The 12927-nt window shown below is 73.3% G+C and carries 13 protein-coding genes; 4 read left to right on the forward strand and 9 right to left on the reverse strand.

All coding sequences use genetic code 11. The features are described from left to right. Positions 1–63: 63 nt before the first annotated feature. Positions 64–942, reverse strand: coding sequence for an aldo/keto reductase (locus tag OG286_RS19615; protein ID WP_396322875.1), 879 nt, complete (start codon positions 940–942; stop codon positions 64–66). 57 nt (positions 943–999) lie between these two features. Here OG286_RS19615 and OG286_RS19620 point away from each other — a divergent pair, with 57 nt between their 5' ends. Then, positions 1000–1653 (forward strand): DNA-binding response regulator, encoded by a 654-nt coding sequence (locus OG286_RS19620; RefSeq protein WP_396322876.1) that lies wholly within the window; start codon positions 1000–1002, stop codon positions 1651–1653. 298 nt (positions 1654–1951) lie between these two features. On the opposite strand, the gene OG286_RS19625 is transcribed toward OG286_RS19620, so the two are convergent. The 7 genes from OG286_RS19625 to OG286_RS19655 all read right to left on the reverse strand — a co-directional run bounded on the left by OG286_RS19625 (position 1952) and on the right by OG286_RS19655 (position 9839). After that, positions 1952–2872: an LAETG motif-containing sortase-dependent surface protein gene (locus tag OG286_RS19625; RefSeq protein ID WP_405365620.1), complete on the reverse strand. Its 921-nt coding sequence runs from the start codon at positions 2870–2872 to the stop codon at positions 1952–1954. Positions 2873–3096: 224 nt separating this feature from the next. After that, positions 3097–4596 carry a sensor histidine kinase gene (locus tag OG286_RS19630; protein ID WP_396322878.1) on the reverse strand — a complete coding sequence of 500 codons (1500 nt, stop codon included), beginning with the start codon at positions 4594–4596 and terminating at the stop codon, positions 3097–3099. Between the two features lie 13 nt (positions 4597–4609). Continuing rightward, positions 4610–5386 (reverse strand): response regulator transcription factor, encoded by a 777-nt coding sequence (locus tag OG286_RS19635; protein WP_396322879.1) that lies wholly within the window; start codon positions 5384–5386, stop codon positions 4610–4612. 339 nt (positions 5387–5725) lie between these two features. Continuing rightward, positions 5726–6391 carry a hypothetical protein gene (locus OG286_RS19640; RefSeq protein ID WP_405365621.1) on the reverse strand — a complete coding sequence of 222 codons (666 nt, stop codon included), beginning with the start codon at positions 6389–6391 and terminating at the stop codon, positions 5726–5728. A gap of 21 nt (positions 6392–6412) precedes the next feature. Then, a complete protein-coding gene (locus OG286_RS19645) occupies positions 6413–7624 on the reverse strand; it encodes an ABC transporter permease (protein ID WP_396322881.1) in 1212 nt (403 codons plus the stop codon). Next, positions 7621–8439, reverse strand: a complete 819-nt coding sequence (locus OG286_RS19650; protein ID WP_396322882.1) for an ABC transporter ATP-binding protein — start codon at positions 8437–8439, stop codon at positions 7621–7623. Before OG286_RS19650 ends, OG286_RS19645 begins: the two co-directional genes overlap by 4 nt. After that, positions 8436–9839, reverse strand: a complete 1404-nt coding sequence (locus OG286_RS19655; RefSeq protein WP_405360699.1) for an efflux RND transporter periplasmic adaptor subunit — start codon at positions 9837–9839, stop codon at positions 8436–8438. Before OG286_RS19655 ends, OG286_RS19650 begins: the two co-directional genes overlap by 4 nt. 261 nt (positions 9840–10100) lie before the next feature. Between OG286_RS19655 and OG286_RS19660 the strand changes: the two genes are divergently transcribed. Together OG286_RS19660 and OG286_RS19665 are read left to right on the forward strand one after the other, a co-directional pair. Continuing rightward, positions 10101–10517, forward strand: a complete 417-nt coding sequence (locus OG286_RS19660; protein ID WP_396322884.1) for a polyketide cyclase — start codon at positions 10101–10103, stop codon at positions 10515–10517. Then, positions 10517–10945 (forward strand): MarR family winged helix-turn-helix transcriptional regulator, encoded by a 429-nt coding sequence (locus tag OG286_RS19665; protein ID WP_396322885.1) that lies wholly within the window; start codon positions 10517–10519, stop codon positions 10943–10945. The genes OG286_RS19660 and OG286_RS19665 overlap by 1 nt, the downstream gene beginning before the upstream one ends. Before the next feature lie 72 nt (positions 10946–11017). Here the strand turns inward: OG286_RS19665 and OG286_RS19670 are convergent, their stop codons facing one another. Continuing rightward, the gene (locus tag OG286_RS19670; protein WP_405365622.1) at positions 11018–12223 is read right to left on the reverse strand and encodes an erythromycin esterase family protein; all 1206 of its coding nucleotides are present in this window, start codon (positions 12221–12223) and stop codon (positions 11018–11020) included. Positions 12224–12411: 188 nt separating this feature from the next. Here OG286_RS19670 and OG286_RS19675 point away from each other — a divergent pair, with 188 nt between their 5' ends. Next, positions 12412–12774 (forward strand): hypothetical protein, encoded by a 363-nt coding sequence (locus tag OG286_RS19675; RefSeq protein WP_405360694.1) that lies wholly within the window; start codon positions 12412–12414, stop codon positions 12772–12774. Positions 12775–12927: the final 153 nt, after the last annotated feature.

Consider the following 12927-nt stretch of genomic DNA (forward strand, 5'->3'; position numbering starts at 1 on the left):
CCTTCCCGCTGGTTCGACGGCGAAACTCCGACAGAATTAGACGGATTTACCTACTGACTGCGGCTACTGACCCTGGGCCAGCCCCGCCAGCTCCACCAGATCCTCCGGCGCCAGCCGCAGCGAGGCCGCGGCCACGTTCTCCTCCAGATGGGCCGGGGAGGAGGTGCCCGGGATGGCCAGGATCGTCGGCGAGACGGAGAGCAGCCAGGCCAGCATCACCTGGGCGCGAGTGGCGCCGTGCCGGTCGGCGACGCGCTGGAGCGCCGGGTGCTCGGGCACACCCGTGCCGCCGAGCGGAAAGAAGGGCACGAAGCCGATGCCCTTGGCCTCGCACGCCGCCAGCACCCCGTCGCCGTGCTCGGTGTCCAGGACGCTGAACTTGTTCTGCACCGCGACCACCGGCGCGATCGCCTCCGCCTCGGCGAGCTGGGCCGCGTTGACGTTGCTGACGCCGAGGTGCCGGATCAGCCCCTCCTCGCGCATCTCGGCGAGCGCGGCGAAGGGCTCGGAGATCGACGACTGGCTGGGCATCCGCCGCAGGTAGACCAGGTCGAGCCGGTCCACCCCCAGCTCGCGGAGGTTGCGGTGGACGGCCTCGCGCAGCTCGGCCGGGCCGGCCGGGTTCATCCAGGTGCCGTCGGGGTAGCGGCCCGGGCCGACCTTGGTGGCGATCACCAGGTTCTCGGGGTACGGGTGCAGGGCCTCGCGGATCAGCGTGTTGGCGAAGAGGTCCTTGTAGAAGTAGAACCAGGCGGTGTCGATGTGGTCGACACCGAGCTCGACCGCCCGGCGCAGCACCGCGCGGCTCTGCTCGGGGTCGCAGGCCGGGCCCTGCCAGTCCCGCATCGGCAGCTTCATCGCGCCGAAGCCCATCCGGGCCACCGGCAGGTCGCCACCGAGGAGCAGGGAGCCGGACGCGGTGAGGTGAGGTGAGGTCGTCATGGCATCAAGCCTCCGGCCCGCTCGCCAACCGGCCATCCGATCTGGCAGCTTGCTGCCATGAGTACCGATCGGATCATCACGCTGCACGGCGAGCAGGAGCTCATCCGGCGCGCCGGCCACCTCTTCGTCGGCTCCCGCGAGGAGTTCCTGGTCGCGGCCGCGGACCTGATGACCTGGTCCACCGGCGTCAACGCCGCCTTCCGCGAGGGCAAGCGGCCGCACGTCGTCCCAGGTCTCACCATGCGCAAGATGTACACCCGGCGGGCCCTGGCCGACCCGGAGTCGGAGCGGCGGCTGCTGCGGATCGCCGCCTCAGGCGTCGAGATCCGGATCTGCGACGGGCCGCTGGCCCGCGAGGCGATCATCATCGACCGGCGCACCGCGATCCTGGCCGGCGCCCCGGTACGCGGGGTCCGGACGTACACCGTGGTGAGCTCGCCGGAGGTCGTCGACGGCGTGCGCTCGCTGTTCCGTGCCACCTGGGAGGCCGCCACGGACCTCGCCGACTGCGCCCGCCCGCCGCACCTCACCGAGCAGGCCCGGCACATCCTCCGCACCCTCGCCGCCGGCCACACCGACGAGACCGGCGCCCGGCTGCTCGGCCTCTCGCTGCGTACCTACCGCCGCCGCGTCGCCGAGGTCATGACCGCCCTCGGCGCCACCTCCCGCTTCCAGCTGGGCCTGCTGGCCCAGGGCCTGCGGGAGGAGTGAGTCAGTCCCTCCGCCCGCCGGTGATCCCGGGACCGATCGCGAACCCCTTCGCCGGCCCCTCCGGGATCACGGCCTCCTCGCCGTACGGCGTCCGGCGGAGCGGGCCCCGCGCCAACAAGCCGCAGCCGTACGGTCGCACCCGGCCGGGGAACCCGGGGGATGAACAACCTCAGTTCTCCCGATCAGGTGGTTTACCGCTGCCACAGCTCCGCATGAAACGCCGCGGGGGAGGCCGGTGATCCGGCCTCCCCCGCGGAGTCGGGTTCGCGTCCGCCTCCCGATCGGACGCGAAGGACGGTCAGGCGGGCTGGCCGGCCTTGCGGCGGGAGACGTAGACGGCCGCGGCACCCAGGCTGACGGCGAGCCCGGCACCCAGGGCGAGGTACGGGGTGGCCGGGTCGGAGCCGGTCTCGGCGAGCTCGGCACCCGTCGCGGTCGACGCGGTGGTCGAGGACGTGGCCGAGGTGGTGGTCTTGGCGCCGGTCTTCGCGGCGGTCGTCGTGGTCGGCGACGTGGTGCCTGCGGTCCCGGCCGTGGTGACGGCCGTGGTGTCGGCGACCTGGGTGACGGCGGCGGGCTGCTGGGCGGCGGGGGCCGGGTCGGCGACCTTGGCGGGCTGCTGCGCGGCGGCGGCCTTGGCGTCGGCGAGGGCCTTGTCGGCGGTGGCCTTGGCGGCTGCGGCGGCCTTCTTGGCCTCGCCCAGCGTGTGCAGCTTCCGGACCTCGGCGACCCTGGCGTCGTCGAGGGCGTTGCCGGCGGCCGTCCTGGCCTTCTCCGCGGCGGTGTTGGCGGTGTCGGCGGCCTTGGCCGCCTCGGTGGCCTTGTGCAGGCGGGTCAGGATGGCGACCGCCTCGTCCTCCGAGGTGGCCGGGTCGTCGAGCTTGGAGGTGGCGGCCGTGGCGGCGGCGAGCTCCTTGTCGGCGGCGGCCTTCGCGGCGGCGGTCTCCTTGGCGGTGGCGCGGGCCGCTTCGAGCTTGCCCAGGTAGGGCTGCGAGTCGTTCAGGAAGGCCTCGACCTTGGCCTGCTGCGCGGCCTCGGCGGCGACGGCCGTGTCGTACGCCTTGGCGGCGTCGGCGGCGGCCTGCTCCAGGGCGGCGATGGACACGTCGTCCTGGGCCTGGGCCGACACCGCGAAGGCGGGTGCCGCGGAGAACACAGCGGCGGGCGAGATCACTGCGGCGACCATGGCAGCCGAGACCAGGGTACGGCGGAGGTTCACGGGGATCCCTTTCGGATCGTGGAACAGCAAAAGCCGTTGTGAGTACGGTGGTTACCGCTCAGCGGCTTGATCATATGCAGACGGATTCCGTACGCTCCATGCCGACTTCCGGCAATGAGAACGGCCCCCCGACTTCCCGATCCGTGACGGGACCGCCGACCTGCCTGCCGGGCATGCCCGGCCCCTCCGCGCAGGACCGCAGCCCGGACCCTCGGCGCGGCCCCTCAGCGCTGGTGCGGAAGCTCCACGCGGAAGGTCGCGCCCGTGCCGGGGGCGGTGTGGAGGGTGAGGGTGCCGCCGTGGGCGTGGGTGAGGGCGGTGGCGATGGCGAGGCCGAGGCCGGCGCCGCCGCCGTCGTGGCGGCTGCGGGAGGCGTCGACGCGGTAGAAGCGGTGGAAGACCAGGGCGGCCTGGTCGGCGGTGAGGCCGGGGCCGGAGTCGGCGACCTCCAGGAGGCAGAGCCCGCCCGCGGTGCCGACGCCGATCCGCACCGGAGTGCCGGGCGGGGTGTGCTTGACGGCGTTGCCGACCAGGTTGGTGACCACCTGCCGCAGCCGGGCCTCGTCGCCGAGCACGGGAGCCGGGCCGGGGGCGCCGGTGCCGGCCGGGCCGGTGAGCGCGACCGGGCGGGACGGGTCGAGGGCGGTGAGGTCGTGCAGGGCGTCCGCGGCGAGGGTGCGCAGGTCCATCGGGGCGAGGTCGAGCGGGCGTTCCTCGTCGAGCCGGGCGAGCACCAGCAGGTCCTCGACCAGGGTGCCCATCCGGACGGCCTCGTTCTCGATCCGGAACATCGTCCGCTTGACGTCGGCGTCGGTGGGCAGCGCGCCCATCCGGTACAGCTCGGCGAAGCCGCGGATGCCGGCGAGCGGGGTACGCAGCTCGTGCGAGGCGTCGGCGACGAACCGCCGCATCCGGGCCTCGGACTCGGCGCGGGCGGCGAACGCGGCCTCGATCTGGGTGAGCATGCCGTTGAGCGCGATGGAGAGCCGGCCCACCTCGGTGCGCGGCGGGAGCGCGGGCATGCGGTGGGAGAGCTCGCCGGAGGCGATCAGCTCGGCGCCCTCCTCGATCCGGCGCAGCGGCCGCAGCCCGGCCCTGACGGCGAAGAAGCCGAGCGCCCCGATCAGGACCAGCACCGCGCCGCCGATCGCCAGGAACGCGGCGCGCAGCCGCCCGACGGTGGCGTCGATGTCCTCGCGGGAGACGGCGACCATCAGGTACGAGGCGGTGGGGGTCGGCGCGGCGAAGGCGCTGGCAGGGGCGGGGGGCCGCTGGAGCGGCAGGACCAGCGCCCGCCAGGTGCGGTTGCCGCGCTGGTCGGGCAGGTCGAAGGGGGTGTCGGCGGCGGTGGCGGCCGGGTCGAGGCCGGCCAGCTGGGGCGCGGGGTCGTTCTCGGAGACGGGTTGGCGGACGACCTGCTGCACCTTGCCGTCGGCCGAGAGGTACTGGACGAAGTACTGGCTGGGCAGTGCCGCCAGGTAGTTGGGGGCGGCCCGCTTGCCGGCGACCGCCGGCTGCCTGTTCTCGGGCCAGGTGACCCGGCCGGGGGCGCGCTTCGACAGCGGCTCGGCGAAGCGCTGGAGCTGTTCGTCGAGCCGCTGCACCAGCTGCACCCGGACGGTGCCGAGCACGACGGTGTCACTGACGGCGAGCCCGGTGGTGACCAGGGCGAGCACCAGGACGAGCAGCCGGGCGCGCAGGGACAGCCGGGTGAGCATCGGCATCGGGGCGGGGCCGTCAGTTCTGCGGGGGTCGGCGCATCGCGTAGCCGATGCCGCGCACGGTGTGGATGAGCTTGGGGCCGTGCGCGGGGCCGGAGTCGAGCTTGCGGCGCAGGTAGGAGATGTAGGACTCGACGATGGAGAGGTCGCCGCCGAAGTCGTACGCCCAGACGTGGTCGAGGATCTGCGCCTTGGAGACCACCCGGCCGACGTTGGCCATCAGGTAGTGCAGCAGCTTGAACTCGGTGGGCGAGAGCGCGACCGGGGTGCCGCCGCGGGTGACCTCGTGGGCCACCGGGTCGAGGGTGAGGTCGGCGACGACCAGCCGGCCGTCCTCGGCGGGGCCGCCGGCCCGGCGCAGGATGGCCCGGATCCGGGCGATCAGCTCCTCCAGGCTGAACGGCTTGGTGACGTAGTCGTCGGCGCCGGCCGCCAGGCCCTGGACCTTGTCGCCGACACCGTCCTTGGCCGTGAGGAAGAGCACCGGCAGGTGGTCGCCGGGGTGGCCGTGGGCGGGGCCGGCGATCTGGCCGCGGCTGGTCTGCTCGCGCAGCCGCTCGACCACGGTGAAGCCGTCGAGGTCGGGGAGCATGACGTCGAGGACGACCAGGTCCGGGCGCTCGACGGCGATCAGTTCGAGCGCCTCGGTGCCGCTGGCGGCGGATGCGACCCGGAAGCCGGAGAACCGCAGCGAGGCGGAGAGCAGCTCGCGGATGTTGGGTTCGTCGTCGACGACGAGGAGGAACGCCTCGCCCGGGCCGCCGGCCACCGCGGAGGTTCCTGGTGTGGACACAGTGCCTTGCACGGGGGTTCCGCCTCCCGGTCGGACGATGGCGTTCAGCTTGAGGCTAGCCCGGGGAGGCTATGCGCCATCGATGAATGTTGGATTAACACCTTATCGGGCGGATTTGGGCCAACGGGCCCGCAGGGCCGGGCTGGGTGGTGTGCGCACAGGCTCGACAGGCCCCGGCGCGGGGCCCGCACAGGCATCGACGGGCCCGGGGGCCGGAGACCGCACGGGCCTTGGCGGGCCCGGAGGCGGGCCGGAGGGCGCGCCCGGAGAGGGAAAACCGCGCGGCCCGGCCGCCGGAGGTGTTCGGCCGGGCCGCGCGGACGTCCGGAGGCTGCGGGGTCAGCCGCCGGACGATCCTCGGGTGCCACCTCCGCCGCCGAAGCCCCCACCAGCGCCGCCGCCGAAGCCGCCCGCCCCGCCGAAGCCGGTCGCGCCCTCGACGAGCTGGGTGGCGTTGTAGCCGCCGTCGGCGTCCGGGGTGCCGACCACGGTGACGCTCTGGCCGGGCTGCAGGTCGGTGACCTTGCCCTCCTTGTTGAGCTGGACCTTGGTGGTGTCGCCGGTGGTCACCTTGACGGTCTTGCCGTTGGCGTCGGTCAGGTAGACGGTGGTGCCGTCGACGGCCTTGACCGTGCCGCGGGTGAAGCCGCCCTGGCCGGCGCCCTGCCCTCCGCCCTGGCCGCCCTGGCCCTGGCCGCCGTTGCGGCGGCCGCCGTTCTGCCCGGTGCCCGCCGTGCCCCCGGATGCCGCCGGACGCTGCTGCCCGCCCGCGGCCACGGCCTTGCCGGAGCCGCCGGACCCGTGGCCCTGCTGGTACCAGACGCCGCCGGCGAACGCCGCCGTGGCGATCACCGCGCCCGCCAGCATGAGGGTCGGCCATGGCAGCTTCCGGCGCGGCGGCGCGGCCAGCTCGGCGGTGACGTCCCGGGCGTCCGGCGGGGTGGCGAGCAGGACGACCTGCTCGGCGGGGGTGCCCGGGGTCACCGGGGCGATCTCGTTGCTCATGGGTGTCACGTCCTACTCGTACTACTCGTGGCGGAGGGCGTCGATCGGGCGCAGCGAGGCGGCCCGGTTGGCGGGGTAGCTGCCGAAGAACAGCCCGATGGCGACGGCGATGCCGAACGCGCCGAGCACCGACTCGGGGATCACCACCGGCTTGATGCCGACGATGCTGAAGTGCGAGCCGGCGATCCCGGCCAGCACGCCGAGCCCGGCGCCGATCACCGAGAGCAGGGTGGACTCGGTGAGGAACTGCCCGAGGATCACCCCGCGCGGCGCGCCGAGCGCCTTGCGGATGCCGATCTCCCTGGTCCGCTCGGTGACGGTGACCAGCATGATGTTGGTGATGCCGATCCCGCCGACCAGCAGCGAGATCGCGGCCACCGCGCCGAGCAGCACGGTGAAGGTCTTGGTGGTGGACTCCCGGGCGGTGAGCAGCGAGGCCTGGTTGCTGATCCGGAAGTCCGCCTTGCTGGGGTCGGCGATCGCGTGGGTGCCGAGCAGCACCCGGGTGATCTCGGCCTGGGCGGCGGTGGTGGTGTCGGCCGAGGTGGCCTGCACCATGATCTGGCTGACCGGGCCGAAGCCGGTGAAGGCGTTCTGCACGGTCGGCAGCGGCGCGATCACCACGTCGTCCGGGTCGGTGAAGCCGGTGCCGCCCTTGGCCTGGAGCACGCCGACCACGGTGAACGGCGTGCCGCCGACGGTGATCTGCTTGCCGACCGGGTCGGCGGCGGCGAACAGCTGCTTGGCGGTGGTGGCGCCGAGCACCGCGACCTTGCGGGAGCCGAGCACGTCGTCGGCGGTGAAGTACTCGCCGTGGCCGATCTTCTGGTTGGCGGTCTCGAAGTACGCGGGGTAGGTGCCGACGATCGAGCCGGGGCTGTACGAGATGTCCCCGTACAGCGCGGTGCCGCTGGTGGTGACCACCGGCGCGACGGACTTGATCGCGGTCGACTCCGTGTCGCTCGCCAGCGCCTTGGCGTCGGCGACCGTGAGCTTCTTCGCGGTGGACGCGGTGCGCGAGCCGCCGAAGGACGAGCCGGCGCTGACCGTCAGTGAGTTGGTGCCGAGCGAGGTGATCGACTCCTTGACCGCCACGGAGGAGCCGTTGCCGACGGCGAGCAGCAGGATCACCGAGGCGACGCCGATCAGCACGCCGAGCATGGTGAGGACGGAGCGCACCTTGTTGGCGGCCAGGCCGCCGACGGCGAACCGGAGCATCTGCCAGAGGATCACGTGAGCACCCCCTGGACTCCTGCGGCCGGGCGCAGCGCGGGCGGCGGACCGTCCACCGCCGCCTGCCGGACGTCACTGATGATCGCGCCGTCGACCAGCCGGATCACCCGCTTGGCGTGCAGCGCGACCTCGTCCTCGTGGGTGATCAGGACGACCGTGCGGCCGGTCGCGTTGAGGCCGTCGATGATGGCCAGCACCTCGTCGGTGGAGCGGCTGTCCAGGTTGCCGGTGGGCTCGTCGGCGAGCAGCATCGCCGGGGCGGTGACCAGCGCCCGGGCCACCGCGACGCGCTGCTGCTGGCCGCCGGAGAGCTCGTTGGGCTTGTGCCCGGAGCGTTCGGCGAGGCCGACCAGCGACAGCGCGGCCAGCGCCCGGCGGCGCCGCTCGGCGGCCCGCACACCCGCGTAGGCGAGCGGCAGTTCGACCTGGGCGAGCGCGGTGGTGCGGGGGACGAGGTTGAAGGACTGGAAGATGAAGCCGATCTTGCGGTTGCGGACCAGCGAGAGCTGCTGCTCGTCCAGGTGACCGACGTCGATGCCGTCCAGCAGGTAGCGGCCGGCGGTGGGCACGTCCAGGCAGCCGAGGATGTTCATCAGGGTGGACTTGCCGGAGCCCGAACTGCCCATCACCGCGACGAAGTCGCCCTGTTCGATGTCCAGGCTGACGCCCTGCGGCTCGCCGGTGGCCGGGTCGGAGGGGCCGCGCAGCGCGTGCACGGTGGCGTCGCCGTGGCCGTAGGCCTTGGTGAGCCGGCGGATCTGGATGACCGGTGGCGGTTCGGCGGGCTCCCGCTTGTCGATGACGTGACGCATCATCCGCGGTTACCGCCTCGGCCCGCGCCGCCGCTGCCGCCGGTGGTACCGCCGACCCCGGCCACTCCAGCGCCGGCGCCGTTGCGGCCGCCCTGGCCGCCGTTCGCGCCCGGGAAGGAGCCGTTCGGGAAGCCGTTGCTGCCGCTGGTGGTGGCGAGTTCGACCTTGTCGCCCTCCTGCAGCCCCGAGACCACCTGCACGGTGGTGTCGCCCTCGACGCCCACACCGACGGTGACGCGCTCGGTGGCCCCGTCCGGGTGGACGACGGTCGCCGTCCGCTCCGCGCCGGTGCCGGCCAGGGCCGCGGTGGGCAGCGAGAGCGCGTTGTCGGCCTCTCCGGTGACCACCGCGACGGTCGCGCTGAGGCCCGTCCGCAGCTTGCTGGTGTCCCCGGTGATCTGCAGGGTCGCCGCGTACTGCACGGCGGTCGCGCCGCCGGTGCCGCCGCTGCTCGCGGGCAGCGAACTGACCGACAGGACGGTGGCGTTGAGCTTGGTGTCGGACTGCGCGTTCAGGGTGACGGTGGCCGCCTCGCCCTTCTTCAGCTTGAGCGAGTCCAGCTCGGAGAAGTTGGCGCTGACCTGCATCCCGGTCGGGTTGGTCAGCACGATGAAGCCGCTCGGGGTGGCGGATGTCGCCGCCGTCCCGCTGGACTTGCCCGTGGAGGAGCCGCTCGCGGTGCCCCCGCCGAGGGTGTCGCCCACCTTGCCCGTGATCGACGCGACCGTGCCGTCCACCGAGGCGGTGAGCGTCGTCCCGGCCAGCGCCGCCCGGGCGTTGGCGAGGTTGGTCTGCGCGGTCGCGACCTGCTGCTGCGCCTGGGCGACCGCCGCCTCGTCCACCTTGGTGGTGGTGATCGTGGTGGTCTGCGGAGCGGGCGTACTGCTCACGCCCGCTCCGCGCTCCCCACCACCCGCGGCGCCGCCGCTGCCGGCGTTGCCGCTGCCGCCGCTGCCGCCACCGCTGGACGGCTGCGCGGTGCCCGGGATCTGCTGGGTGGTCGTGGTGGTGACCCCGGCCTGGGCCTTGGTGAGGTTGGCGTTCGCCGTGGTCAGCGCCGCCTGGGCCGCGTCCACCTGCTGCTGGGCGGCCGTCGTGTCGACGGTGGCCAGCACCTGGCCCTTCTTGACGGCGTCGCCGACCGCGACCTTGACGGCGGTCAGCTTGCCACCGGTGGTGAAGTCCTGGGCCGCGTCGGTGGGCGAGGTCAGGGTGCCGGTTCCGGACACGGTGGCCAGGACCGTGCCCTTGGCCACGGTCGCCGTCCGGACCTGCGCCTTTCCGGCCGGCGTGCTGGTACCGCTGTCCAGTGTGGTGTACGCCAGGGCCGCGGCGCCCACCAGGGCCACGCCGAGCGCGGAGTTGACGAGGACGGCACCACGCCGTCGCGGGAACACCTTCATGCCGCACAGCTTCGCGGGGCGCTCTTGCGGAGCCCTGGGCGCGAGCTGGGAGAACGCTGACCGTCCGAATCCGGGCATTGCGGGGCAGGCCACCCTGCCCGGGCCGTCGCTTTGGCCACCGCGTGGCCGGCCGTTGACCGGACTCCCAGCAGACTCCCAGCCGTCCCCAGGTATCCGGGAGGGCGCGCACCGCTCACCACTCGACAGATAGTCGTCGCGCAGATAATCTATGGATACATCATCCGGTCGAAGGAGGCCCCCATGTGGGAGTACGAGCACGCCATCGAGACCAGCGCCACCCCTTCGGCGATCTGGCGGCTCTGGGCCGACGTCGAGAACTGGGGCGCCTGGAACGCCGAGATCGAGAAGATCGAGATCAGCGGCCCGTTCGCGGCGGACAGCCGGATCACGATGACGCCCCCCGGTGACGACCCCGTCCTGCTGCGCATCGCCGAGGCGGTCGAGAACGAGCTCTTCGTCGACGAGGCCGTCTTCGGCGACCTGCTGCTGCGCACCACCCACCGGATCGACCGGATCGACGGCGACCGGATCCGCGTGGTGTACCGGATGGAGATCACCGGCGCCGGCGCCGACGAGACCGGCCCCCGGATCGGCCCGGCCATCACCGCCGACTGGCCCGACACCATGGCCTCGCTGGCCGAGCTGGCGCTGCGCTGATGCCCCTCAGCCCCGGCGAGAGCCCCGGATTCCTGCTCTGGCACGCCACCCTTCGCTGGCAGCGCGAGATCGCCGCGGCCCTGGCCCCCCTCGGCCTCACCCACGTGCAGTTCGTGCTGCTCGCCTGCACCTGGTGGCTCAACACCCAGGGCGAGCACCCCAACCAGCTGGCCGTCGCCCGCCAGGCCGGCACCGACGTCAAGATGACCTCCCAGGTCCTGCGCACCCTGGAAGGCAAGGGCCTCATCGAGCGCGAGGTCGACCCGGCCGACACCCGTGCCAAGCGCCTGCGCGTCACCGACACCGGCGCCGAGCTGGCCCCCCGCGCGATCGCCGCCGTCGAGCTCGCCGACGCGGACTTCTTCCAGCCGGTACCCCTCGCCGACGCGGTCTCCCTGCTCGGCCGCCTGGCCCACCCCCAGCCCTGAGGCGCCCGCAGCGGCAGGCCGGCTGTCCGGCTGCGCGGTGGCCCGGCTGAACGGCCGGCCGCGCCGTCGCGGTCACGGCAGCCGTCGCACCGGGGAGACCTCGCGGATGTGGACGAGGACGTCGAAGGCGTCGGCCAGGGAGGCGACGGCCAGGTGCTCGGCGGCGTCCCGGGCCGGGGTGTAGACGCCGCTGATGACGCGGACCTTCGCCGGCCCGTCCCACTCCCGGCGCACGTCCGCGTGGCGCAGGTCCAGCCAGTGTGCGGGGCGGTCCACCTCGCCGAGCCTCGCGTCGACCAGATCGGCGGCCGGCTCCGGGAGGACGGCGACCCCGAGGTCCCCGTGACGGAAGCCGATCGCCACGGAGACGTACTGCGCGCCGAAGCGCCTGCGCAGCACGCTGCCGACGGTGGCCTGCGGACCACGCTCGGGAGCCAGGCCCAGGACGGTCTCGGCCGCCGACGTGTGCGCGATGCCGTCCCAGTAGACGGTACGAAGGCCGGTCCGACGCCCGGAGTCGGCGATCACCTCCGCCCACACCTCGGCCTCACCCGCGTACTCGCCCCGCCCGGCGACGCTGCGCTCGTGGAACTCCACGATCAGCCGCATCCTCGCCACCACCTCGTCGGTGCCGGGCAGCGATGCGACCAACGCGAGCGCGTCACGGGCGTGTTCGGCGAACGGGCGGCCCGGGTGGATCCCCCGCGCGCGCTGCACGTGCTCCTCAATCCGGTGGGCGGTGCGGATGGGCTCCAGGTGGGCCGCCATCTGCGCGAGCAGCTCCGATGCCGACGCGCGGACGCCGTCCAGCACGGCGTCGTAGTCGGCGGGCTGCGCCTGGACGGGCTTCACACCGAAAATCCGGACGGGGTCGTCCGCGTGGTCCCGGTTGAACGCCCGGATCCACTCCAGGGCGGCGGCCATCTCGCCGGTACGCCACGGCCCCCAGGCCCTCCCCAGCGCGGCAGCGACCGAACCCTCGTCACCGCGCACATACGCATCGAGGTCGGCGGCGGCACCCGCACTGTCCTGAACGGCCAGCGCACGGAACCCGTGGTCCCGCACCAGCCGGCGGAACAACTGGTCCCGCACACCGAACGTCTCCCGGGAGAAGCGAGTGGCCTCCCCGATCCCGACCACCGTTGCCGCGCCCGCGAGTTGCCTGGCGATCTCGTCGAACGCGGCGTCCGACAGCGGGAGGGCGTCGGCGGGCCGAGGGTCGGTAGCACCCGGGTTCGCAGGGGCGGGGCGACGGGGGGCAACGGTGTCGTTCGGCATGCGCCCAGTCTTGTACGTGAAGTTGACTTCAAGTCAAGGAGCGTCGACGACCACTCCCATCCGCGATCCGAACATGGCGTGGCAGCACCTCCTCAACGCCTCTCGCAGAGCGTTCACTCCCATTCGCCCTGCCGCACGAGTGGCTCGACGACGCCGCCCGGGAGCAGATCCGCAAGCTGTTCCGCCGGATGAGCCCGCTGTTCCCGATCGCCCGCCCGCTCGGCCTGGCCGCGCGGATGAGCGCCGCGCAACACGCCGAGATCAACATCGAGGCCAACGAGCTCTGCGCGCCCGCCGCCCTCGACCCGGTCTTCGACCGTCTGACCGTACCCACCCGGTACGTGCTCGCCACCGGCGGCAACCTGGGCGGCGACCCGAAGCTGATGGAACAGATCCGCGCCAACCTCGACCCGGTGCTCGCCCGCCACCCGAACATCCGGGTCAGCGCGAAGGTCGCGAGCAACCACTCCAAGATCCTGCGCAACGACTTCCGAGCCGTCGCCGACGCGGTGCGCGAACTCGCCGTCACCCCCGCCCACCAGGTCGCCTGAGCCGCGAGGCGCCGTCCTTGCCGGTGCTCAGGTCGCCCCCCAGCGCGGCAACGGCCATCACCAGACTCGGCACAGGTGGCCGCAGGGATCTGCCAACGACCGGTGCTCTCGCCACGCTCCGCCATCGCCGGCACGGTCAACCCGGCTCTTGAC

Source organism: Kitasatospora sp. NBC_00039 (assembly GCF_045160625.1).
GTDB lineage: Bacteria > Actinomycetota > Actinomycetes > Streptomycetales > Streptomycetaceae > Kitasatospora.